General features: G+C 56.0%; 18 protein-coding genes and 1 tRNA gene. 10 read left to right on the top strand and 9 right to left on the bottom strand.

The window, feature by feature from the left end; translation table 11 throughout:
• Positions 1–150 precede the first annotated feature (150 nt).
• Together rcsB and rcsD are read right to left on the bottom strand one after the other, a co-directional pair.
• Positions 151–801: a response regulator transcription factor RcsB gene (gene rcsB / locus L6R44_RS20120; protein ID WP_003859405.1), complete on the bottom strand. Its 651-nt coding sequence runs from the start codon at positions 799–801 to the stop codon at positions 151–153.
• A gap of 16 nt (positions 802–817) precedes the next feature.
• Positions 818–3,490 (bottom strand): phosphotransferase RcsD, encoded by a 2,673-nt coding sequence (gene rcsD, locus L6R44_RS20115; protein WP_237425221.1) that lies wholly within the window; start codon positions 3,488–3,490, stop codon positions 818–820.
• A 743-nt stretch (positions 3,491–4,233) separates the two neighbouring features.
• On the opposite strand from rcsD, the gene L6R44_RS20110 reads away from it, so the two are divergent.
• From L6R44_RS20110 to mgtE, 6 genes are all read left to right on the top strand, one after another.
• Positions 4,234–5,349 (top strand): porin OmpC, encoded by a 1,116-nt coding sequence (locus L6R44_RS20110; protein WP_032641902.1) that lies wholly within the window; start codon positions 4,234–4,236, stop codon positions 5,347–5,349.
• 115 nt (positions 5,350–5,464) lie between these two features.
• Positions 5,465–6,520: an FAD:protein FMN transferase ApbE gene (gene apbE, locus L6R44_RS20105; protein WP_237425220.1), complete on the top strand. Its 1,056-nt coding sequence runs from the start codon at positions 5,465–5,467 to the stop codon at positions 6,518–6,520.
• 72 nt (positions 6,521–6,592) lie between these two features.
• Positions 6,593–7,651, top strand: a complete 1,059-nt coding sequence (ada, locus tag L6R44_RS20100) for a bifunctional DNA-binding transcriptional regulator/O6-methylguanine-DNA methyltransferase Ada (RefSeq protein ID WP_237425219.1) — start codon at positions 6,593–6,595, stop codon at positions 7,649–7,651.
• Positions 7,651–8,307: a DNA oxidative demethylase AlkB gene (gene alkB, locus L6R44_RS20095; protein ID WP_237425218.1), complete on the top strand. Its 657-nt coding sequence runs from the start codon at positions 7,651–7,653 to the stop codon at positions 8,305–8,307. Before ada ends, alkB begins: the two co-directional genes overlap by 1 nt.
• Before the next feature lie 69 nt (positions 8,308–8,376).
• On the top strand, positions 8,377–10,020 hold the full coding sequence (locus L6R44_RS20090; RefSeq protein ID WP_237425217.1) for a multidrug ABC transporter permease/ATP-binding protein: 1,644 nt from the start codon (positions 8,377–8,379) through the stop codon (positions 10,018–10,020).
• 146 nt (positions 10,021–10,166) lie between these two features.
• A complete protein-coding gene (gene mgtE / locus L6R44_RS20085; RefSeq protein ID WP_237425216.1) occupies positions 10,167–11,603 on the top strand; it encodes a magnesium transporter in 1,437 nt (478 codons plus the stop codon).
• Here the strand turns inward: mgtE and L6R44_RS20080 are convergent.
• Positions 11,566–12,855, bottom strand: coding sequence for a SulP family inorganic anion transporter (locus tag L6R44_RS20080; protein ID WP_032641891.1), 1,290 nt, complete (start codon positions 12,853–12,855; stop codon positions 11,566–11,568). The genes mgtE and L6R44_RS20080 overlap by 38 nt on opposite strands.
• Positions 12,856–13,042: 187 nt before the next feature.
• Here L6R44_RS20080 and mqo point away from each other — a divergent pair, with 187 nt between their 5' ends.
• Positions 13,043–14,692: a malate dehydrogenase (quinone) gene (mqo, locus tag L6R44_RS20075; RefSeq protein ID WP_237425215.1), complete on the top strand. Its 1,650-nt coding sequence runs from the start codon at positions 13,043–13,045 to the stop codon at positions 14,690–14,692.
• A gap of 103 nt (positions 14,693–14,795) precedes the next feature.
• Here the strand turns inward: mqo and eco are convergent, their stop codons facing one another.
• Complete coding sequence (eco, locus tag L6R44_RS20070; protein ID WP_237425214.1) at positions 14,796–15,299, bottom strand: serine protease inhibitor ecotin; 504 nt, start codon at positions 15,297–15,299, stop codon at positions 14,796–14,798.
• A gap of 209 nt (positions 15,300–15,508) precedes the next feature.
• Between eco and L6R44_RS20065 the strand changes: the two genes are divergently transcribed.
• On the top strand, positions 15,509–15,769 hold the full coding sequence (locus L6R44_RS20065; protein ID WP_008500962.1) for a DUF2534 family protein: 261 nt from the start codon (positions 15,509–15,511) through the stop codon (positions 15,767–15,769).
• A 136-nt stretch (positions 15,770–15,905) separates the two neighbouring features.
• Positions 15,906–17,093, top strand: coding sequence for an MFS transporter (locus L6R44_RS20060; protein ID WP_237425213.1), 1,188 nt, complete (start codon positions 15,906–15,908; stop codon positions 17,091–17,093).
• 37 nt (positions 17,094–17,130) lie between these two features.
• On the opposite strand, the gene L6R44_RS20055 is transcribed toward L6R44_RS20060, so the two are convergent.
• The 3 genes from L6R44_RS20055 to L6R44_RS20045 all read right to left on the bottom strand — a co-directional run bounded on the left by L6R44_RS20055 (position 17,131) and on the right by L6R44_RS20045 (position 19,287).
• A tRNA-Pro gene (locus L6R44_RS20055) sits at positions 17,131–17,207 on the bottom strand.
• 72 nt (positions 17,208–17,279) lie between these two features.
• The gene (gene yejM, locus L6R44_RS20050) at positions 17,280–19,040 is read right to left on the bottom strand and encodes an LPS biosynthesis-modulating metalloenzyme YejM (protein WP_237425212.1); all 1,761 of its coding nucleotides are present in this window, start codon (positions 19,038–19,040) and stop codon (positions 17,280–17,282) included.
• 19 nt (positions 19,041–19,059) lie between these two features.
• Complete coding sequence (locus L6R44_RS20045) at positions 19,060–19,287, bottom strand: YejL family protein (protein ID WP_008500958.1); 228 nt, start codon at positions 19,285–19,287, stop codon at positions 19,060–19,062.
• A 134-nt stretch (positions 19,288–19,421) separates the two neighbouring features.
• Here L6R44_RS20045 and yejK point away from each other — a divergent pair, with 134 nt between their 5' ends.
• Positions 19,422–20,429 carry a nucleoid-associated protein YejK gene (yejK, locus tag L6R44_RS20040; RefSeq protein ID WP_032641831.1) on the top strand — a complete coding sequence of 336 codons (1,008 nt, stop codon included), beginning with the start codon at positions 19,422–19,424 and terminating at the stop codon, positions 20,427–20,429.
• Between the two features lie 50 nt (positions 20,430–20,479).
• On the opposite strand, the gene rplY is transcribed toward yejK, so the two are convergent.
• Both rplY and L6R44_RS20030 read right to left on the bottom strand, forming a co-directional pair.
• Complete coding sequence (gene rplY, locus L6R44_RS20035) at positions 20,480–20,764, bottom strand: 50S ribosomal protein L25 (protein WP_008500956.1); 285 nt, start codon at positions 20,762–20,764, stop codon at positions 20,480–20,482.
• Positions 20,765–20,889: 125 nt separating this feature from the next.
• Positions 20,890–22,650 carry a DEAD/DEAH box helicase gene (locus L6R44_RS20030; protein WP_237425211.1) on the bottom strand — a complete coding sequence of 587 codons (1,761 nt, stop codon included), beginning with the start codon at positions 22,648–22,650 and terminating at the stop codon, positions 20,890–20,892.
• Positions 22,651–22,701 lie beyond the last annotated feature (51 nt).

Raw genomic sequence — 22,701 nt, 5'->3', positions numbered from 1 at the left:
GAATGACCTCCACAGCCGTATGTTCCCCCTCACCCCAGCCCTCTCCCTCAAGGGAGAGGGGGTCGTCCGTGCAGGCATTATTTTGTGGAAAACCCTCAGCCCTGTGGGAGAGGGCGGGGTGAGGGCATCAGGCCGCACTCCCGTTGGAGATCAATCCTTATCCGTTGCGCTCAGCGTCACGGAGGAGAGATAGTTCAGCAAAGCAATATCGTTATCCACGCCCAGCTTCATCATCGCGGATTTCTTCTGGCTGCTGATGGTTTTAATACTGCGGTTCAGCTTCTTGGCAATCTCGGTCACCAGGAAACCTTCTGCGAACAGGCGCAGAACTTCACTCTCTTTCGGCGACAGGCGTTTGTCACCGTAGCCACCCGCGCTGATTTTTTCCAGCAGACGAGAGACGCTCTCAGGGGTAAACTTCTTGCCTTTCTGCAGCGCAGCGAGCGCTTTCGGCAGATCGGTCGGGGCGCCCTGCTTCAGCACAATCCCTTCGATGTCCAGATCCAGCACGGCGCTCAGGATCGCCGGGTTGTTGTTCATGGTCAGAACGATGATCGAGATATCCGGGAAGTGGCGTTTAATATATTTGATGAGCGTGATCCCATCACCGTATTTGTCTCCCGGCATGGAGAGATCGGTAATGAGCACGTGTGCATCAAGCTTTGGGAGGTTATTGATCAGTGCTGTAGAGTCTTCAAATTCACCGACTACATTCACCCACTCGATCTGTTCAAGTGATTTGCGAATACCGAACAGTACAATCGGATGGTCATCGGCAATAATTACGTTCATATTGTTCATGTATAAGGCTACCTTGCTACAGCAAGCTTTTGACGTAGGCGTCAATGTCGCTGATGTATTTTTCAATGCCAGAGGCATCTTTCTCACGAATTAGATGTTCCAGCGTTTCACATAACTGCTTGCCGGGAACCAGATTAAGCATGGCAAACACCCCTTTAAGCCGGTGTGCTGTCTGTGCCAGCGCTGCAAAGTCATTCACAGCGGACTCAGTATACAACCGCTTAACATCATCTGGTACTGTATCAACAAAGAGTGAATAGTATCCGCTGGCGTGAAGCTCGGCATTTTCATTGCCGCCTAACGGGGATTCCGCTATCTCTTCCTGCGCCAGCTGCTCTTCTATTAGTTGTAGTACAGCTTCCTGCATCGCATTGCTTATATTAAAGTTGACGCGCAGCTGGCCAGGGCCGATTTTCCGCACGCCTGACTCATCATCGCTTAAAAGCAAGCCGGAGGCAGTAAGATTAGACGGATTATCAGTTAAAAACAGATCAAATTCTTGACTTGAAAGTCTTTCATCCGGCGTGATGCAGGCCGCACCCCAGTTTTCTAACTGACGAACGACAATATTGCGGATCTCGTTCGAGGTCACATCGACCATCACCACGACATCATCCAGCAGGCGTTCTTCATCTTCTTCCTGCGGGTTGGCCGCCATTTTCACGTGCAGAGAATAGCGGGTGCCGAGGGATTCACGCGCTTTGATATTCAAATGGCCGCCGAGCTTACGCGCCAGCTGATCGCACAGCCAGAAGGTGAGCGCATTGGCCTTGCCGTAGCGATCGCTTTGCGTGTCGTTCAGGAACGGGAAGTGGAGATTGTCAATTTCACTCGTGGTAACGCCTTCCCCGGTGTCGAGGATGCGGAACGTCAGGCGGTCTTCTGCCGACTCCTCGGTACTGACTTCGAGAGCGATCTTGCCGATCTGCGTGGTGGTCACCGCGTACTGGATAATCATCAGCAGAATACGACGCAGCGCTTCGCGATCGCCGTGGCGCTCGTCGTTCGCCGGGAGATTGTTATTGATCAGCAGCTGCAGACCCTTGCGCTTAATCACGGGCAGCACTTCCGGCACCACTTCATCGATCAGGTTCTGAATGGAGAAGAGGGTTGGCGTTCCCTTCCAGAAATCATTCTCCAGCATGTTTGCCAGCTGGATCTCATCAACCATTCTGACCAGCGAGTCGGCCTGGCTGGCAAGCTGGTGGCTTTCAGCGGTGTTTAACGCCGCCGCCTGTGTTGCCAGGGTTCTTAACGGCTGCTTAAAGGCATCGCCAATGTTCTGCATGAATGCGGCGCGCCCCTGCTGGTTTTTCTCATATAGCCTTTGCGCCTGCTTGAGCTTTTTATTCACCAGCACTTCGCGATCCTGATCGCGAATAATAAAGATTTGCGTACGGGGAGCCACCTGGCTGCGGAACTGACGGATTTCGTACAGTTCATTGTTGATGGTGGCCTGAATCACCCCCTGGTGCTGATCGGCCATGGTGGTGATGTTCTGCAGGTTAAGATGCGGCAGCAGATGATCGGCAATTTTGTTGCTCATCACCGTACGGTTCGCCTCCTGGTCATGAACTAAGACCCCCAGCGGCAGCACGGAAACAATCTCTTCATTTAGCGCACGTAAGACGCGCAGCTCATTGCTGGTGCCGGCCGGAACCGCAGACGTATCGCTTTGACGCCCAGACTGTAAACGGAAGGTGCTGTAGCCAAACAGGGCCAGCGCCAGCAGGCCGATATTCAGCAGGAGCGGCAGCAGGATATTTTGCAGGGTGTCGAGCAGCAGCGTGCCAAACGGCACCTGCCACACCAGGCGCATACCGGTTGAGTTCAGCGATGAGGCAATTTCGATTTTTGAGCCGTTAAAGGAGATTGAAACGCTCTCAGCAGCCTCTTTGTCTGACGCCGCGCGCATGTTCTGGGTGCTGCTGTCTGGCTCCAGGCGGAAGCTGTCCAGCGGCATGTCCGGCGGGATTAAATCATTAATCGGTAAATCGAATGCCACCACCGTCGCCAGATGTCCTGGCTGGTTAAACGTGGTGCGCAGGGTGAAATAATGACCGTTTTGCCACGCCAGGCGACGCAGGGATGAGAAGCTTTCACGTTCATCAAGGGCATTCGCCTGCTGCAGCATCTCTGCCCGGCGGGAGTCGACGATGCTGCCCACGGTGGTCTCTTTGAACCCGGAAGAGAGATCTTTCAGCGGCAGCGTGGAGATCAGGATCATGCTGTTGTCCTGACCGTTCAGATAGTACATCGACCACGGCACCGTTTCGGCGCCCCAGAGGGTATCCAGATAGGCCGACATACGCTGCGTCATCTCAAGCGTCGCGCTGTCGTGAGAGCCAAAGATAAGCGCCTCGGTCTTACGCTGCGGTTTTTCGAGGTAGTAGACATCCTGCTTAAGCCGCGTCTCCTGAAGCCCATCCCCGGAAGAGGAGGTCGGGGCCGCCGCGATGTTGTCGTAAATCTGCCAGGTGGCGTAGCGCCAGGTATCTATGCGCTTGTGCACGGCATGGGTGATATCAACGACCTGATAGCTCTTATCCTTCAGCCAGGCGTTAACCGCGCTTTGTACCATCACCCCCATGGTGACTAACAGCACAACGATCAAAAGAAGAAAGAAACGGGTGATGCTCCCGGGAAGGAGAGAGAATTTGCTCGGGGCGGTAGTTTCAGTCTGACTCATTGATATCTTTAACCCGTTATGGTCGTGCTCTGTGGCGATAGGGCAGTATAAAGGGTAATAACTGAATTTCCAGCGCCACTGACCGGGAAGCGGCGACTTTTTCACGGGACAATATCGGCGGCAAGGCCTGCAGTAAACATGTACAAATTCGCCGTGCCCGTACAAATAATCACCCAGTGCAGCCAGTAAATAGCACGAATTAACAAGAAATTAAGTTTTCCATCAATTTGATAATTTCGAAGGATACTCGACGGGAATTTAGTTAATAGTCGTTACAATTTCGGTGCGGTAGCACAAGAAATGAGAAGTTACGTAAAGAAAGGTAAAAAAAAACCGAATGCGAAGCATTCGGCTCAATTAGGGATAAACAGACATTCAAAACTGAATGACGGTAATAAATAAAGTTAATGATGATAGCGAGAGTTATTTTAGAGATTCGGTGAGATCTTGTTTTGTCATTCAGTGCGGTAACGGATTTTATTGTAATATGTTGATATTTATAGGGTGAATTTTTCGTTTGATTATAAGTGCTAATTTTCTAAGCTATTTGTGCTTTGTAAAAGTTCCTTGGTGTTAACATTTAGAAACATGTTGGTAGATAAATGAAACATCTTCAAAGTTTTCGTATCATATTCGCATTGGATTATTCTGTAATTTTGCGGAGAATGAAATTGCCGACTGGTTAATGAGGGTTAACCAGTAAGCAGTGGCAATTATAAGGCATATAACAGAGGGTTAATAAAATGAAAGTTAAAGTACTGTCCCTCCTGGTACCAGCACTCCTGGTGGCAGGCGCAGCAAATGCGGCCGAAATTTATAACAAAGATGGCAACAAATTAGATCTGTACGGCAAAGTTGATGGTCTGCACTATTTCTCTGATGACAAGAGTGCCGACGGTGACCAGACCTACATGCGTCTTGGCTTCAAAGGCGAGACTCAGGTTAACGATCAACTGACCGGTTACGGCCAGTGGGAATACCAGATCCAGGGCAACACAACGGAAAGCGATAACCAGGCCTGGACCCGTGTGGCGTTTGCTGGTCTGAAATTCGCTGATGCGGGTTCTTTCGATTACGGTCGTAACTACGGCGTGATCTACGACGTAACGTCCTGGACTGACGTGCTGCCAGAATTTGGTGGTGATACCTACGGTGCAGACAACTTCCTGCAGTCTCGTGCTAACGGCGTGGCGACCTACCGTAACCAGGACTTCTTTGGTCTGGTGGATGGCCTGAACTTTGCTCTGCAGTATCAGGGTAAAAACGGTAGCGTAAGCGGTGAAAACGACACCGGTCGTAGCACCCTGAAACAGAACGGTGACGGTTACGGTGCGTCCCTGACCTATAACCTGGGCGAAGGCTTCAGCATCGGTGGTGCGATGTCTTCTTCCAAACGTACCGCTGACCAGAACAACACGGCTAACCCGGCCCTGAAAGGCGAAGGCGATCATGCCGAAGTCTATACCGGTGGCCTGAAATACGATGCCAACAACATCTACCTGGCGGCACAGTACTCTCAGACCTATAACGCAACGCGTTTCGGCAACTCTCAGAGCAGCAGCCAGATTTACGGCTTCGCTAACAAAGCGCAGAACTTCGAAGTGGTTGCTCAGTACCAGTTCGACTTCGGCCTGCGTCCATCCGTGGCTTACCTGCAGTCTAAAGGCAAGGACATCGAAGGTTACGGCGACCAGGATCTGTTGAAATATGTTGATGTGGGTGCGACTTACTACTTCAACAAAAATATGTCCACCTACGTGGATTACAAAATCAACCTGGTTGATGAAAATGAGTTCACCCGTCAGGCCGGTATCGGTACTGACGATATCGTCGCGCTGGGCCTGGTTTACCAGTTCTAATCGCGTCGTAGTATGACTTAGGGGCCTGATGGCCCCTTTTTTGCGCGTGCTTTTGGATCTCACAATTGACCCGTTTTGGTGTACTCTTGCCGCCCTGGCATGAGGATAATAATGAATGGACATGACTTTTTTACGCGCCAGCTTTCTGGCTATGCTTTTTTTCCTGACCGCGTGTAACGATCCCGCCCCCGTGGCGAAAGCCGATGCACCCGCCGCGACGGTGCTCGAAGGCAAAACGATGGGGACCTTCTGGCGCGTCAGCGTGATGAACCTCGATAAAACGCGCGCAGATGAGCTTCGCGGCAAAATCCAGTCGCAGCTGGATGCCGACGATCAGCTGCTGTCGACCTATAAAAATGACTCGGCGCTGATGCGCTTTAACCTCTCAACCAGCACCTCCCTCTGGCCGGTGAGCGAGGCGATGGCCGATATTGTCACCGAGTCAATCCGCGTGGGATATAAAACCAACGGGGCGATGGACGTGACCGTCGGCCCGCTGGTGAACCTCTGGGGATTTGGCCCGAATAAACAGCCGGTGACGACGCCCGAGCAGGCGGCCATTGATGACGCCCGCGCCCGGACCGGGCTACAGCATCTGACCGTGATCAACCAGTACGGGCAGCAGTACCTGCAAAAAGATATCCCCGATCTGTTTGTCGACCTGTCGACGGTTGGGGAAGGCTATGCGGCGGATCACCTTGCTGCGCTGATGGCGCAGGAAGGGATTTCCCGTTATCTGGTCTCCGTGGGCGGCGCGTTAGTCAGCCGCGGTATGAACGCCAGCGATAAGCCGTGGCGCGTCGCGATTCAAAAACCGACGGACAGGCAAAATGCCGTGCAGGCAATCGTGGATATCAACGGGCACGGTATCAGCACCTCCGGAAGCTATCGCAACTACTACGAGCTTGACGGGAAGCGTATTTCGCACGTTATCGATCCGCAGACCGGGCGTCCCATCACCCATAATCTGGTTTCGGTGACCGTCATTGCCCCCACCGCGCTGGAAGCGGATGCCTGGGATACGGGCTTAATGGTCCTCGGTCCGGAAAAAGCCAAAGAGGTGGTTCGTCAGGAAGGGCTGGCCGTTTATATGATCGTTAAGGAGGGCGACGGGTTTAAAACCTGGAGCTCGCCGCAGTTCAACGGTTTCCTGGTGAGCGACAAAAATTAAAAAGCAAGGTTGCGGGTTTTTTATCAGTGGCGATCGGGCACGCTCTATGTATGCTTAAACGAGGAGCCGATAATGAAAAAACCGACCTTTATTACCGATGAGGATCGCTGGCAGGCCGTATTGGCCCGCGATCCGCGCGCTGACGATCGGTTTGTCTTCGCCGTGCAGACGACGGGTATTTTCTGCCGCCCGTCATGCCGTGCCCGCCGCGCGCTGCGTAAAAACGTCCATTTTTATCCTGATGCCCACCATGCCGAGCAGGCTGGCTTTCGTCCCTGCAAGCGCTGCATGCCGGACAAGCGCGATCCGCAGGCGCAGAAGCTGGCGAAAGTGGAGCACGCCTGTCGCCTTCTGGAGCAGGATCCTGCTTTAACGCTGGAGGGGCTGGCGGAGCAGGTGGCCATGAGTCCTTTCCACTTCCACCGTCTGTTTAAGTCCGTGACCGGCATGACGCCAAAAGCCTGGCAGCAGGCGGCGCGAGGCCAGCGTCTGCGTAACGCGCTTGCAGTGGGAGAGAAAATTACCGACGCCGTGCTGGCGGCGGGGTTTCCCGACAGCAGCAGCTATTACCGTAAAGCCGACGATGCGCTGGGCATGACGGCGAAGCAGTACCGTAAAGGAGAGGTGGCCGTGCGCTATGCCATCGATGACTGTTCGTTAGGACGCTGCCTGGTTGCAGAAAGCGAGCGAGGGATCTGCGCGATCCTGCTGGGTGATACCGATGCTGAATTAACCGCAGAGCTTGCCGCGCAATTTCCCAAAGCCACGCACGCGCCGCTGGATGACGCTTTTGCGCGGCGGATCCACCAGGTGATTGCCAGCATTGATAACCGCGACCTACCGCTTGCGCTGCCGCTGGATATTCGCGGTACCGCGTTCCAGCAGCGGGTCTGGCAGGCACTTCGCAACATTCCCTGCGGCGAAACGGCAAGTTACCAGCAGGTGGCGCAGGCGATTGGTAAGCCCAATGCGGTACGCGCCGTTGCCGGTGCCTGCGCGGCCAACACGCTGGCGATTGTGATCCCCTGTCATCGCGTGGTTCGCAACGACGGCGCGCTGTCAGGCTACCGCTGGGGAACGGCGCGAAAAGCGCTATTACTGAAACGTGAGGCGAAACGCCGGGAGGGATAATGCTCGATCTTTTTGCGGATGCTGAACCCTGGCAGGAGCCGCTGGCGCCCGGCGCAGCGATCCTGCGCCGCTTTGCGCTCTCCCGAGCGGCGGAATTGCTTGCCGGTATTGAAGAGGTGACGGCGGTTGCGCCCTTTCGCCATATGGTGACGCCGGGCGGTTACACGATGTCGGTGGCCATGGCCAACTGCGGCGAACTGGGCTGGGCGACCAACGAACGTGGGTATGTGTATGCCCCGAACGATCCCACGACCGGCCAGCCGTGGCCCCCGATGCCCGACATTTTTCAGGCCATCTGCCACGAGGCCGCCGTGGCGGCGGAGTATCCTGACTTCCGCCCGGATGCCTGTCTGATCAACCGCTACGCCGTCGGTGCGAAGCTCTCCCTGCACCAGGACAAGGACGAGCCCGACCTGCGCGCGCCTATCGTTTCGGTATCGTTAGGGCTGCCCGCCGTCTTCCAGTTTGGCGGATTACGCCGCAACGACCCGCTCAAACGCATCATGCTGGAACATGGCGATGTGGTGGTGTGGGGCAGGGCGTCGCGGCTGTATTACCACGGCATTCAGCCGCTGAAGCCCGGGGTTCACCCGCTCACGGGGGAGTACCGTTATAACCTGACCTTCCGCCAGGCGGGGCACAGTAAACAAAAATAAGAATTATTCTTGATGTCCGCGCAGGGCAGTTTACACTGCTGGCTGATTTTTATTGTCCGGATTGCCTGAATGCAACTACTTCTCCTCGTCTGGCGTCAGTATCGCTGGCCCTTCATCGCGGTCATGGCGTTAAGCCTTGCCAGCGCCGCACTGGGTATTGGCCTGATCGCGTTTATTAACGTGCGGCTGATTGAAATGGTCGACACTTCTCTCTCGGTTCTGCCGGAGTTTCTCGGCCTGCTGCTGCTGCTGATGGCGGTGACGCTCGGTTCCCAGCTGGCGCTCACCGCGCTCGGCCACCATTTCGTTTTTCGCCTGCGCAGCGAATTCATCAAGCGGATCCTGGACACCCAGGTCGAGCGCGTTGAGCAGCTCGGCAGCGCCTCCCTGCTGGCGGGGCTGACCAGCGACGTGCGCGCCATTACCATCGCGTTCGTTCGTCTGCCTGAACTGGTGCAGGGGATCATTCTCACCTTTGGCTCGGCGGCCTATCTCGCCTGGCTCTCCAGCAAAATGCTGGCGGTGACCGCGCTGTGGATTGCCATTACGATCTGGGGCGGCTTCGTGCTAGTGTCGCGCGTCTATAAGCACATGGCGGTGCTGCGCGAAACGGAAGATAAGCTCTACAACGATTATCAGACCGTGCTGGAAGGGCGCAAAGAGCTGACCCTGAACCGCGAGCGCGCCGAGTATATCTTTAACCATCTCTATATTCCGGACGCGCAAGAATACCGGCACCACATTATTCGCGCCGATACCTTCCACCTGAGCGCGGTGAACTGGTCAAACATCATGATGCTGGGCGCCATCGGCCTGGTGTTCTGGATGGCGAACAGCCTGGGCTGGGCGGACACCAACGTCGCGGCAACCTACTCGCTGACGCTGCTGTTTTTACGCACGCCGCTGCTCTCGGCGGTCGGCGCGTTGCCCACCTTGCTGAGTGCGCAGGTGGCCTTCAATAAGCTCAAAAAATTTGATCTCGCGCCGTTTAAGGCCGAATTCCCGCGCCCGCAGGCCTTCCCGAACTGGCAGACGCTGGAGCTGCGTAACGTCACGTTCCGCTATCAGGAAAGCGCCTTCTCCGTGGGGCCGGTCAACCTGACGATCCGCCGCGGCGAGCTGCTGTTCCTCATCGGCGGCAACGGCAGCGGTAAATCGACGCTGGCGATGCTGCTTACCGGACTCTACCAGCCGCAGTCGGGCGAGATTTTGCTGGATGGCAAAACGCTCAGCGCAGAGAAACCAGAAGATTATCGCAAGCTCTTCTCTGCGGTGTTCACCGACGTCTGGCTGTTTGACCAGTTGCTGGGACCGGAAGGGCAGCAGGCCAATCCTGCGCTGGTGGAAAAATGGCTGGCGCAGCTGCAGATGTCGCACAAGCTGGAGCTTCAGGACGGGAAGATCCTCAATCTGAAGCTCTCCAAAGGGCAGAAGAAGCGCGTGGCGCTCCTGCTGGCGCTGGCGGAAGAGCGCGACATCATTCTGCTCGACGAGTGGGCGGCCGATCAGGACCCGCATTTCCGCCGCGAGTTTTATCAGGTGCTGCTGCCGCTGATGCAGGCGATGGGCAAAACCATTTTCGCCATCAGCCACGACGATCACTACTTCATTCATGCTGACCGCCTGCTGGAGATGCGCGACGGCAGGCTGAGCGAGCTGACCGGCGAAGAGCGCGACGCAGCCTCGCGTGACGCGGTGGCGCGCACGGCCTGATGCCCACCCTAACCCTCTCCCACAGGGAGAGGGGATAGATAGTGGCCGTAATGCCGTTTTTTTCTCCATCCCGCCGCGTTGTTTATTCTTATTTACATATCCCCGCGCTATGCTTAACCACAACTCATTTAATGGATTTATGATTGATGTCGGTATTAAAGAAAAACAGCGCCAGGCAGCGCGATCAGGAGCGTGCGCGACTCATCTGGCTTCTCACGACCGATAAAGCGGTCACTTCTACATTATTAGGCAAACTGACCCTGGCTGAGCAATATGATGTCGGCACTTTAGCCGACGATATTGCTGAGGTAGGTGCGCTGGTTGCTCATTTACCCCCGCCGGATCTGGCGGATACCCTGGAAGCGCTTCCCTCTGAAGAGCGTCACGCCCTGTGGCGGCTGGTGCAGGATCACGAGCGCGGGCAGGTGCTGCTTGAGGCCTCCGAAAACGTCTGGGACGACCTGATCGACGAGATGAGCGACCGGGATATTCTTGACGCTCTGCAAACCCTGGATATCGACGAACAGATTTACCTGGTGCAGCATCTGCCGCGAAACCTGACCGGTCGCCTGCTGGCGTCACTGCCTGCCGATGAACGCGCGCGCGTGCGTCAGGTGATGCACTACGAGAAAAACAGCGTCGGCGCGATCATGGAGTTCGGCGTTATCACGGTGCGGCCGGACGTGACGCTCGGCACCGTGCAGCGCTATCTGCGCCGCCTGGGCAAAATGCCGGATAACACCGATAAGCTGTTTGTCACCTCCCGGGATAAAACCCTGCTCGGGGAGCTGGAGCTGAAAACCATCCTGCTCAACAGCACCCAGCGGTGGGTGAGCGAGGTGATGGAAAACGAGCCGATGGTCTTCTCTCCGGAAGACGATGCGGAAAAAGCGGCGCGTACCTTCGAACGTGACGACCTCGTGAGCGCGGCGGTCGTGGACTCCGTCGGCAAGCTTATGGGGCGTCTGACCATCGATGAGATCGTTGACGTGGTCTATGAAGAAACCGACAACGACCTGCGCGCGCTCGGCGGGATCAGCGCCGAAGATGACGTTCATGCCTCCGTCGGCAAGGCGGTGAAAACGCGCTGGGCGTGGCTGGCCATTAACCTTTGCACTGCCTTTATCGCCTCCCGCGTGATTGACGGCTTTGAACACACCATTTCGCAGCTGGTGGCGCTGGCCTCGCTGATGCCGATTGTGGCCGGAATCGGCGGCAACACCGGAAACCAGACTATCACGATGATCGTTCGCGCGCTGGCGCTGGAAAATATTCAGCCAGGTAACTTTTCGTGGCTCATTTTTAGAGAGATGGGCGTCGCGCTAATTAACGGTCTGGTGTGGGGCGGGATTATGGGCGGCATCACCTGGTGGCTGTACGACGATATGGCCCTGGGCGGCGTGATGATGCTGGCGATGGTGCTGAACCTGCTGGTAGCGTCGATAATGGGCGTGATTATTCCTCTGACGATGACCAAGCTGGGGCGCGACCCCGCGGTGGGGTCGAGCGTGATGATTACCGCCATCACCGATACCGGCGGTTTCTTTATTTTTCTTGGGCTGGCGACGATTTTTCTGCTGTAAGCCGACGCTTGATGCGGGCGGGAAGCAGGGCCATGACGATAATCCCGCCCAGCACGCCAATCGCCAGATTGCCGGTTGATACCGTGGCGGCAACGGTGACCAGCATCACTACCGTTTCTGCGATCGGGGCATTTTTTAACGTTGCAGGCTGAAGGCTGTGCCAGCTGAAGGTTTTGATGGCGACTATCGCCATAATGCCTGCCAGGACCGCCATCGGAATTTTAGCCATCACGTCGCTGAGTGCCGTCACCAGGATCAGCAGCACGATGCCCGCCGCAAGGGTTGAAATGCGGCTTCGCCCTTTACCCATCTCCACGTTGACGATGGTTTGTCCGATCATCGCGCAACCCGCGATGCCGCCATAAAAACCGGCCAGAATATTGCCGACGCCCAGCCCGATGCTCTCACGGCGCTTGCTTGACGGCGTTGCGGTCAGCTCATCCACCAGCTTTGCCGTCAGCAGGGATTCCAGCAGGCCGACAAACGCGATGCTTAACGCGCACGGCCAGATAATGCTCAGCGTCTGTACATTGAGGGGAACCAGCAGCTCGGTAAGCCCCGGCAAACCGCCGCTCATGGAACCTTCATCACCCACGGTCGGCAGGATTTGACCGGTTGAAACGGTGAACAAGGTAAGCACCACAATCGCAATCAGCGGGGAAGGGATGCTTTTGACATAGCGCGGCACCCACAGCACGATAAGCAGCGTCAGCACGAACAGGCCCACAATCAGCGGGCTACGGGTCCAGAAATGCGGCACCTGAGCGAAGAAGATCAAAATGCCCAGGGCGTTCACAAACCCGGTCATGACCGACTGGGGGATAAAGCGCATCAGCCTTGCCATGCCCAGAGCGCCAAACAGAATCTGAATTACGCCTGCCATCAGCACGGCAGGAAGAATGTACTGTACGCCGTGCTGATGCACCATGGGCCCAATAACCAGCGCGACGGAACCGGCCGCTGCCGTGACCATCGCCGGGCGGCCACCCAGTACGGACAGGGCGAGACACAGCACCACGGAGGCGATCAGGCTGACCTTCGGGTCGACGCCCGCCACCACTGAAAATGAGATGACCTCGGGGATCAGCGCCAGGGCGGTAATGACGCCTGCCAGCGTTTCACGCGCCAGCAGCTTAGGGGAACGCAGCACGTTGGCCACGCGGTCTTCGGGGGATACGGCAGAATGGGATAAGGACATAACGGTTCGCTGGTTAGGGCAGGCTTCCGTGCGCGCGATCACAAAACGCAACATACTAGCCAGTAAATCCGCGCTTTACCAGACGCTTCGATAATTCCTTACAAACAACCCATCATTAAATTTCACAATTACAATAATTTCGTAACCTTTAAACAATATTTAAAAGTTGTTACCCTGCCCCCGCAGCTTTTTTCACCTGCAATTTCCACGCATCAAGCACTTTTACACTAAGGCATAAATTATGAAAAAAATGACTGCCATGCTCTTTTCTCTGGCCGTGGGGCTTAACACCGTCTCTATGGCGGCGAAAGCTGACGCACCAAAAGAGCAGGAAACGGACGTCCTTTTAATTGGTGGCGGTATCATGAGCGCCACGCTGGGAACCTATCTGCAAGAACTGCAGCCGGACTGGTCGATGACCATGGTCGAGCGTCTTGATGGCGTGGCGCAGGAGAGTTCGAACGGCTGGAATAACGCCGGTACCGGACATTCGGCACTCATGGAACTGAACTATACGCCGCAGAAAAAGGACGGTTCCATTAGTATCGAGAAGGCGGTAGAGATCAACGAGGCGTTCCAGGTTTCTCGCCAGTTCTGGTCTCACCAGGTCAACAGCGGCGTGCTGCACGATCCGCACTCCTTCATCAACACCGTGCCGCACATGAGCTTCGTGTGGGGCGAGCAGAACGTCAACTTCCTGCGCGCGCGCTATGCCGCGCTGCAGCAGAGCACGCTGTTCCGCGGGATGAAATACTCTGAAGACCACGCGCAGATCAAAGAGTGGGCACCGCTGGTGATGGAAGGTCGTGACCCGAACCAGAAGGTGGCGGCAACCCGTACCGAAATTGGTACCGACGTTAACTACGGTGAAATTACCCGTCAGCTGGTGACGTCTCTGAAGAAAAAAGAGAACTTTAACCTGCAGCTCAGCACCGAAGTGCGCGGTTTCAAGCGCAACGCGGATAACAGCTGGAGCGTGACCGTTGCCGATCTGAAAAACAATGAAGCCGAGCACGTCATCAAGGCGAAGTTTGTCTTTATCGGTGCGGGGGGCGCGGCGCTGAAGCTGCTGCAGGAGTCCGGCATTCCGGAAGCGGACGACTACGCGGGCTTCCCGGTCGGCGGTCAGTTCCTGGTGTCCGATAACCCGGAAGTGGTGAACCGTCATCTGGCAAAAGTGTACGGTCAGGCTTCCGTAGGCGCACCGCCGATGTCTGTTCCGCACATTGACACCCGTATGCTTGACGGCAAACGCGTGGTGCTGTTTGGGCCGTTCGCGACCTTCTCCACCAAGTTTCTTAAAAATGGCTCCCTGTGGGATCTGCTGAGCGCCACCACCACCTCTAACGTCAAGCCGATGATGGACGTGGGTCTGGATAACTTCGACCTGGTGAAATACCTGATTAGCCAGGTCATGCTCTCTGACGACGACCGTTTCGAGGCGCTGAAAGAGTACTATCCGCAGGCGAAGAAAGAAGACTGGCGACTGTGGCAGGCGGGTCAGCGCGTACAGATCATCAAACGCGATCCGAAAGAGGGGGGCGTGCTGCGACTGGGTACCGAAGTGGTGAGCGATAAGGATGGCACCATCGCCGCGCTGCTGGGTGCGTCACCGGGTGCGTCTACCGCTGCGCCAATCATGCTGCACCTGATGGAAAAAGTGTTCAAGGATAAAGTCGCCAGCCCGGAATGGCAGGCGAAGCTGAAGACCATTATTCCATCCTACGGCACGAAGCTGAACGGTAACGTGGACGCGACGGAGCAGGAGCTGGAAAACACCAGCCGCGTACTTCAGCTGCAGTACATTAAACCGCAGGCGGCGGACGCCGCGCCTAAAGCGGAGCTGAAGCCTCAGCCGGAAAACAAACCGGTCGCGGATATCGCGCTGTAAGGTAAAAGCAAAACGGTAACATCCGTTACCGTTTTTAGTGTTTTCGCCCTCTCCCGGTGGGAGAGGGTTGGGGTGAGGGCACCAGCCCGCACCCGACTTAATTTCAGCGTACTTCGGCTTGTCCGACGTTCTCGTCCGCCTTCCACACGCGATACTTCACTTCCACGTTTTCAGGCGTATACACCACGATCGGCAGCTTGCTGTTGTAGCGCAGCAGCGCGTTGTCGCCCAGATACGCGGTCACGAATTTCTTCTCTTTCTTGCCGTCCGGGCAGGCCATCATGGTGGAGACCGGCGAGGTGACTTTATCAAAGACGTAGTAGTCGTAGCCCCAGCCTTCCAGGGTTTTGCTTTCCAGCTGGCCGCCCAGACGATGCTGGTTGCAGTCCACTTCCAGCGTCTTGCCAATCAACAGCTCCACTTTGAAATTCGCTTCATCCTGCTGCGCCGGCAGCTGGATCACCTGACGCTTCATTCCTTTATCCGCTTTCGGATACGGGGCGACTTTTTCCAGCGGCTGCTCTTTAGGTGTTTCGCTGGCGAAAGCCGTGCTGCTGACGCACGCGGCGGCGATGAGTGCGAGGGCAAATTTAGGTGCGTTTTTCATTGTCATTCCTTTATGTCAAAACGATCCTGCACAGGTTAACATATCAACTATGAATGAATGGTGTTATTTACTTACGTTTTCAATATGTGTAGCGTAATAAACCGCATAATTGCCATTTAAGTAGCGTTTTGTACTGGCGTGGAGTCCGGCAGGCGTTTGTGTTATTTTAGACCGCCTATAATGTTATTCATCTGTAAAAGGGAAGAGAGATGGTTCGTGCAAAACTGAAAACGCCTGAAGGCCGCAAATTCCTCCTGGCGCTGCTGGTCGTGTTTATGATTGCTGCCGCGTGCGTGGGGCGGGCCACCATTGTGGGCGTTATCGAACAGTACAACATTCCTCTCTCCGCCTGGACAACCAGCATGTATGTCCTGCAATCGGCGATGATCTTCGTCTACAGCCTGGTGTTCACCGTTCTGCTGGCCATCCCGCTGGGCATTTTCTTCCTGGGCGGACGTGAGAAGCACTAATCACTGATCAGCGATGATTGAGCCATCCTGCCGGATGGCTTTTTTTATTCTCATCTACGTCTGCTCAGGTTTTTTTAATCCGCGGTATCCTATTCTGTATGCATTCAGGCAACTGTTTTTAAAGCAGGAGTGATGGATGCGTGCCAGATTTCCAGTGCTCAGTCAGATCCCCAAAGGCGTCTGGGTTGTGGGAGGCGTAAGCATGTTGATGGATATCTCGTCAGAGAGTATTCACAGCCTGCTGCCCCTTTTTATGATGACTACCCTTGGTACGAGCGTGCTGTTTATCGGCCTGATTGAAGGGCTGGCCGAGGCCACCGCGCTTTTTATTAAGGTGTTCTCTGGGGCGATCAGCGACTACCTTGGACAGCGCAAGGGGCTAGCCCTGTTAGGGTATGGCCTGGGGGCGTTAAGTAAGCCCCTTTTCGCTGTGGCTTCGTCTTCAGGGATGGTTTTGGGCGCACGCCTGATGGACCGAACGGGGAAGGGGATCCGGGGCGCTCCGCGGGACGCACTGGTAGCAGACGTCACGCCGCCGGATATGCGCGGGGCGGCATATGGCCTGCGTCAGTCAATGGATACCACAGGAGCATTTCTGGGCCCATTACTGGCCGTAGGCTTAATGCTGTTGTTGGACAATGACTTTCGCACTGTTTTCTGGATAGCCCTTATCCCCGGTCTGCTTTCAGTTGCCTTGCTCTATTTTGGCCTTCAGGAGCCGAAAACGCCCCTCGAACATAAACGTACTAATCCCATTAAACGAGAAAATTTAAGGCGGCTGGGTAAAGCGTGCTGGTGGGTGATTGGCCTGGGTGCCGTGTTCACGCTTGCCCGATTCAGCGAGGCTTTTCTGGTATTGCGTGCGCAGCAGTCGGGAGTTGCTCTGGCCCTTATTCCGCTGGTGATGGTGGCTATGAACGTGCTCTATTCTCTTTCGGCTTATCCTTTTGGCAAACTTTCTGATGGCATTAGCCATACCCGACTTCTGCAGTGGGGGCTGATGGTGTTGATTGGCGCAGATATTGTGCTGGCACTGAGTAACCACTGGCTCGGCGTCATCTTAGGCGTTGCGCTTTGGGGAGTGCATATGGGGATGACGCAGGGGCTGCTGGCGGCAATGATTGCGAAAACCGCACCGCCCGATCTTCGCGGCACGGCTTTCGGTATTTTTAGTCTGGTCAGCGGCGTGGGATTATTAATCGCCAGCGTGGGAGCCGGCGCGATTTGGGAAACCTTTGGTGCGGAATATACCTTTTATGCCGGAGCGGTGATTTGTCTGGGGACGCTGGTGTACCTGCGTAAAACGCCGGACGAGGCGAAATAAAAAACCAGCCGTAAGAGGCTGGTTTTCAATGTGTTTTTGGTCGGCACGAGAGGATTTGAACCTCCGACCCCCGACACCCCATGACGGTGCGCTACCAGGCTGCGCTACGTGCCGACGCATAGAAAGAATACTACTCGATTCCGTTTCGAATGCAAGGGAATCCGTCGCTAACTGGTTTATTATTAATCAGTTAGCGATGAAGCGTTTCTCATCCGTCAGAACCTGCAGCAGCAGGCTCAGCTGCGGTTTCTGGTCTTGCAGCCGCTCACCCTCCAGGTTATACGTCTGGTAATTCCCGTTACTGTTCAGCACCAGCGTTAGCTTAGGCGTGGTCACCACCAGCGTATTATTCCCCGCCGCCGTGACCCAGTTATGGCGGCGAGCGGCGCTGAAGAGATCCTGCCCCTGCGAATACTCGTTTGCTGGCGTGCTGACGTGCAGCAGGCGTTGCATCAGGGTCGTCATGACATCTTTATGCTCGGTAAGCATATTGATGCGCTGTGCCGGCGTGCCGGGCCAGTGGATCACCAGTGGAACCTGCAGGTTCGGACGAGACCAGCTCATGCTCTTCGTCTCGTCACCTAACGGGACGCCGTGGCCTGCGGTGACGATCACCACGGTGTTATCCAGCTTGCCGGACTCGCGTAGCGCGTCAAGCACGCGGCCAATCTGCGCATCAACATTTCCCGCCGCGCGGCCATAGCGGCGCGCGAAGTCATTCTGGTTGCTGTTCGCAAGCGTTGTGCCGTTAAAGGCAACCCATGAGAACCAGCGGTTATCTTCCTGGGCGTAGCGCTGCAGCCAGTTTATCCACTGGCTCGCGGTCTGCGCATCGGACTGATTCTGTGCCGCCGGCAGGGAGAAATCGGACAGCAGCGCCTGGCGGTAGAGCGGGCTGTTAAAGCCATCGGAGGAGAACAGCCCAAGCTGATAGCCCTGCTGATTCAGCCCGGTGATCAGCGCCGCCGGCGTGCGGGTAGACAGAACGCCGTCCATGTAGCCGGCTGAAATGCCATAGAAGAGGCCAAAGATGCCCGCATCGGTTGTGTTACCGGAGCTCATATGCTGAGTAAACGAGACGTTTTGACTCGCAAAATCGGCCAGCACCGGCATCTGCTTCTCGTAACGGGAATAGTTCAGACCGTCAACGGTGATCAGCAGGACGTTTTGCCCGCGGCCCATATCGCGATAGCGCAGGTCGCTCAGCGGATACTGCACGCTGACGGCTTCCGGATTACCCTGTTCGACCAGGCGGCGCTGGTACTCCTGCGCATCAAGCAGGCCGTGTTTCTCGAGGAAGCGACGGGCCGTCATCGGATAAGAGAGCGGCAGATTAGCGCGCTGCATGGTAATCGGGCGATAGAAGTTCGCATCCGCCCAGATGTACATGATGTGCGAACTGATAAAGGAGACGAAAAAGAGCGCGGCGACGGGCTTCGCGTAGTGGCGTCGACGGGTCAGGCTGCGCAGTTTTTGCCAGCTCCAGGTGGCAAACAGCATCTCAATCAGCAGGATTACCGGAACGCTGATAAACATCAGCTGCCAGTCGCGTGCCGTTTCGTTCTGGTCGGGGTTAATCACCAGTTCCCAGACGATGGGGTTGAGATGCAGGTGGAAGCGGGTGAAGACTTCACTGTCGATAAGCAGCAGCGTCATCCCCGCCGTCGCAAGGATGACGGACAAGAACCGCATCAGACGCTGCGACATGACGATAAACGTCAGGGGGAACAGGATCAGCAGATAGGTGGCGAAAACCAAAAAGCTAAAGTGACCGACAACGCTTATCCAGGAGTAGATACGCCCGGTTAGCGTGGTTGGCCAGTCTGCGACAAACAGATAGCGACAGCCAATGACCGCCGCCAGCAGAATGTTGAACAGGGCAAACCAGTGCCCCCAGCTGACCATCTGGGAGACTTTTTCACGATAGCGCTGACGATTCGTCACCATAAACTGTTGTTCGTATCCCTTAATGGGCCGGGTCGTTGCTGACGGACGATTGTAAAGCCTGGGCGAAAGATTTTGCGATCGCCTGACGCTGAGCCGGAGCAACGCTGGTGTTAATCAGGTTGGTGACCATATTTCCCAAAACCATCAGGGAGAGATCGGTCGGCGTTTTATGTTTTTCCAGTACGTTGACCAGCTCACTGAGCAGTTGTTCAACGTGTTCATCACTGTAGCGGGAATGTTGTGGCATAAATCAAAATCAGTTTGTTGATGAAAGGGCAACATATTACCGTAGCAACAGCTTTTTTTCCCCTTTTTTATCTGTTGTTGCACACATGTCCTGGTGGTGGTTGAATACCGCCCGGTCTAAAAGGAGAGTTTATCATGAGTCTGGAAATCAACCAGATTGCCTTGCACCAGCTTATCAAGCGTGATGAGCAAACCCTTGAAGTGGTGCTGCGCGATTCGTTACTGGAACCCACGGCGACCGTGGTGGAGATGATGGCAGAGCTGCATCGCGTCTACAGCGCCAAAAATAAAGCCTATGGCCTGTTCAGCGAAGAGAGCGAGCTGGCCGATAGCCTGCGCCTGCAGCGTCAGGGCGAGGAGGATTTCCTGGCGTTTAGCCGCGCCGCAACCGGGCGTCTGCGCGACGAGCTGGCGAAATATCCCTTCGCCGACGGCGGGATCGTGCTGTTCTGCCACTACCGCTATCTGGCGGTTGAGTATCTGCTGGTTTCCGTGCTGAACAACTTAAGCAGCATGCGCGTGAACGAGCAGCTGGACATCAGCTCAACGCATTATCTGGATATCAACCATGCGGATATCGTGGCGCGTATTGATTTGACCGAATGGGAAACCAACCCGGAGTCGACCCGCTACCTGACTTTCCTTAAGGGGCGCGTGGGCCGCAAAGTGGCGGATTTCTTTATGGACTTCCTCGGTGCCAGCGAAGGTCTCAACGCCAAAGCGCAGAACAAAGGGCTGCTCCAGGCGGTAGACGACTTCACGGCGGAAGCGCAGCTCGATAAATCTGAGCGCCAGACGGTGCGCCAGCAGGTTTACAGCTACTGCAACGAACAGCTGCAGGCAGGGGAAGAGATTGAGCTGGAGTCGCTGTCAAAAGAGCTGGCGGGCGTCAGCGAAGTCAGCTTCCAGGAATTTACCGCAGAAAAGGGCTATGAGCTCGAAGAGAGCTTCCCGGCGGATCGCAGCACGCTGCGTCAGCTAACCAAGTTTGCCGGCAGCGGCGGTGGGTTAACCATCAACTTTGACGCGATGCTGCTGGGGGAACGTATCTTCTGGGATCCGGCCACCGACACGCTGACCATCAAAGGCACGCCGCCGAACCTGCGCGATCAGCTTCAGCGCCGCACGTCGGGCGGTAAATAGCAGGCACAAAAAACCCCGCAGAAGCGGGGTTTTTTTCGACGTGTTTGCGATTACGCGCGAACGAAGTCGATGTGAGTCAGTTTTGGCTTGAACGCGTGACGCTGAACAGCCTGAACTTTCACTTTTTCTTCTTTACCGCCAACAACGATGGTCAGAACTTCGCTGTAGAATTCAGCTTTGGTCTGCAGGTTCCACAGTTTGTCGTGATCCAGTTCGATTGCAACTGGAGCAGCTTCGCCACCGTAAACGATAGCCGGGAACTTGTTAGCGGTACGCAGGCGGCGGCTCGCACCCTTACCCTGCACGTTACGTACTTCTGCTTCGATAGTAAACATTGATTTCTCTCTGTATTTAAAACCCTACTACAGGCGACCCAGCAGCAGGTGAGTGTTCTGCCTCACGGATGTGAAGCGGGCGGCATTTTATACTCAAATGCCCCTCACATCAATGAAAAGTCCCGCTACCCGCGCATTTCGTTGGCGCGACGGAAGCGCCCTTCGTAGTCAAAGACCTTTTCACGTACCTGCCAGAACTGACCTTTCTTGCGGGCGACCACGAAATCGGGGTGGCGTAGCAGCACCTGCTGATGCACGATATCGGCCACGGTGATCCAGCGCAGGGGCACGCCCGGCGTGCGGGTGTGCGGGCGGATAAACAGCTGTTCGAAGGCCATGCGCTGGGCGGGCGTCTGCACCCGGAAGCGCTCGCTGACGTCCGCGCCGTCTTCATCGTAATAGGTGATTTTCAACCATTCGCCTTTTTCATCGGCTCCGGGCTGTAAGGCCATGCCGGAACAGCGCAGCACCAGCGCGTCCTTCAGCTTTAATGCTGCTTTCAGCATGTCGTCCGGATCAACCAGCACCGTGTCGCACTCGCGGCAGCGGCGGGCGGCGATATCGTTTTCGGCGTTGCACTGCGGACAGTTTTTGAAGCGGAAGCGGAAATCGCACTGCTCGCGATGCCCGTCATCATCTTCAAACCAGCCCTGACAGCGGCGGCCAAAGTGCTCGATCAGCGTCCCGTCGGCGGTGGTTTTTCCCCAGAAGGTGTTGGCAAACCCGCAGGCAGGGCAAAAGACCTGCACGGGCACGTTGTCGCTCTTCCCTTTTGGCGCGCCGACCTCTGGCGTATAGAGATCGTGCGGGTTACCGGCATAATCCAGAATCAGGCAGTCGGTTTTTCCCGGAGCCAGGCGCAGGCCGCGGCCAACAATCTGCTGATACAGGCTGACCGATTCGGTCGGGCGCAAAATGGCGATCAGGTCGACGTGTGGGGCGTCAAAGCCGGTGGTCAATACCGAGACGTTGACCAGATAGCGGAACTGCTGGGCCTTAAAGGCGTTAATCAGGCTGTCGCGCTCCGGCCCGGTCGTCTCACCGGTGATTAACGCCGCGTCGCCGGAGGGCAGCAAGCCGGTGATTTCGCGCGCGTGCTCAACGGTGGCGGCAAAGATCATCACCCCTTTGCGCGTCGCGGCGAACTCCTCTATCTGGCTGACGATATGCGGGGTAATGCGCTTTTGCTTTTTCAGCTCCTGGTTAAGATCCGCTTCGCTGAATAACCCGTTGCTCTGCGCCTGCAGGCGGCTGAAATCGTACTGCACCACCGGCATATCCAGCCGCTCGGGCGGCGTCAGGTAGCCATGTTTAATCATGTAGCGCAGCGGAAGTTCGTAGATGCAGTCGCTGAACAGCGCTTTTTCATCGCCACGCACCATGCCGTGATAGTGGTAGCGATAGATCCAGCCTTTCCCCAGGCGAAACGGGGTCGCCGTCAGGCCGAGCAGGCGCAGGTGAGGGTTCACCGCTTTAAGGTGGGTCAGGATTTGCTGATACTGGCTGTCGTCGTCATCGCTGATGCGGTGGCATTCGTCGACAATCAGCAGCGAAAATTCGCTGCGAAACCGATCCAGATTGCGGGCCACCGACTGCACGCTGCCAAAGACCACTTTGCCGTGGCTCTCTTTGCGCTTCAGCCCGGCGGCGAAAATGTCGGCTTCCAGCCCAAGCGCACGGTACTTGGCATGGTTTTGCTCGACGAGCTCTTTGACGTGCGCCAGCACCAGCACGCGGCCGCGGGCCAGGCGCGCCAGTTCGGCGATGACCAGGCTTTTGCCTGCGCCGGTCGGGAGCACAATCGCCGCCGGCTCGCGATGTTTGCGGAACCAGGCGAGGGTGGCGTCAACGGCTTCCTGCTGATAGGGACGAAGTGTAAAAGTCATGGGGTCTCGGTTTCGTTATTCCGCACATAGTATGCCACGAAACTTTTTCCC

The organism is Enterobacter cloacae complex sp. ECC445, from assembly GCF_021892025.1.
GTDB lineage: Bacteria > Pseudomonadota > Gammaproteobacteria > Enterobacterales > Enterobacteriaceae > Enterobacter > Enterobacter chengduensis.
This window is presented reverse-complemented; position numbering and strand designations above follow the sequence as displayed.

Excerpts from the sequence above, each read along its gene's own strand:
- rcsB (WP_003859405.1), bottom strand. The coding sequence starts at position 801 with ATGAACAATATGAACGTAATTATTGCCGATGACCATCCGATTGTACTG.
- rcsD (WP_237425221.1), bottom strand. The coding sequence starts at position 3,490 with ATGAGTCAGACTGAAACTACCGCCCCGAGCAAATTCTCTCTCCTTCCC.
- L6R44_RS20110 (WP_032641902.1), top strand. The coding sequence starts at position 4,234 with ATGAAAGTTAAAGTACTGTCCCTCCTGGTACCAGCACTCCTGGTGGCA.
- apbE (WP_237425220.1), top strand. The coding sequence starts at position 5,465 with ATGGACATGACTTTTTTACGCGCCAGCTTTCTGGCTATGCTTTTTTTC.
- ada (WP_237425219.1), top strand. The coding sequence starts at position 6,593 with ATGAAAAAACCGACCTTTATTACCGATGAGGATCGCTGGCAGGCCGTA.
- alkB (WP_237425218.1), top strand. The coding sequence starts at position 7,651 with ATGCTCGATCTTTTTGCGGATGCTGAACCCTGGCAGGAGCCGCTGGCG.
- L6R44_RS20090 (WP_237425217.1), top strand. The coding sequence starts at position 8,377 with ATGCAACTACTTCTCCTCGTCTGGCGTCAGTATCGCTGGCCCTTCATC.
- mgtE (WP_237425216.1), top strand. The coding sequence starts at position 10,167 with ATGTCGGTATTAAAGAAAAACAGCGCCAGGCAGCGCGATCAGGAGCGT.
- L6R44_RS20080 (WP_032641891.1), bottom strand. The coding sequence starts at position 12,855 with ATGTTGCGTTTTGTGATCGCGCGCACGGAAGCCTGCCCTAACCAGCGA.
- mqo (WP_237425215.1), top strand. The coding sequence starts at position 13,043 with ATGAAAAAAATGACTGCCATGCTCTTTTCTCTGGCCGTGGGGCTTAAC.
- eco (WP_237425214.1), bottom strand. The coding sequence starts at position 15,299 with ATGAAAAACGCACCTAAATTTGCCCTCGCACTCATCGCCGCCGCGTGC.
- L6R44_RS20065 (WP_008500962.1), top strand. The coding sequence starts at position 15,509 with ATGGTTCGTGCAAAACTGAAAACGCCTGAAGGCCGCAAATTCCTCCTG.
- L6R44_RS20060 (WP_237425213.1), top strand. The coding sequence starts at position 15,906 with ATGCGTGCCAGATTTCCAGTGCTCAGTCAGATCCCCAAAGGCGTCTGG.
- yejM (WP_237425212.1), bottom strand. The coding sequence starts at position 19,040 with ATGGTGACGAATCGTCAGCGCTATCGTGAAAAAGTCTCCCAGATGGTC.
- L6R44_RS20045 (WP_008500958.1), bottom strand. The coding sequence starts at position 19,287 with ATGCCACAACATTCCCGCTACAGTGATGAACACGTTGAACAACTGCTC.
- yejK (WP_032641831.1), top strand. The coding sequence starts at position 19,422 with ATGAGTCTGGAAATCAACCAGATTGCCTTGCACCAGCTTATCAAGCGT.
- rplY (WP_008500956.1), bottom strand. The coding sequence starts at position 20,764 with ATGTTTACTATCGAAGCAGAAGTACGTAACGTGCAGGGTAAGGGTGCG.
- L6R44_RS20030 (WP_237425211.1), bottom strand. The coding sequence starts at position 22,650 with ATGACTTTTACACTTCGTCCCTATCAGCAGGAAGCCGTTGACGCCACC.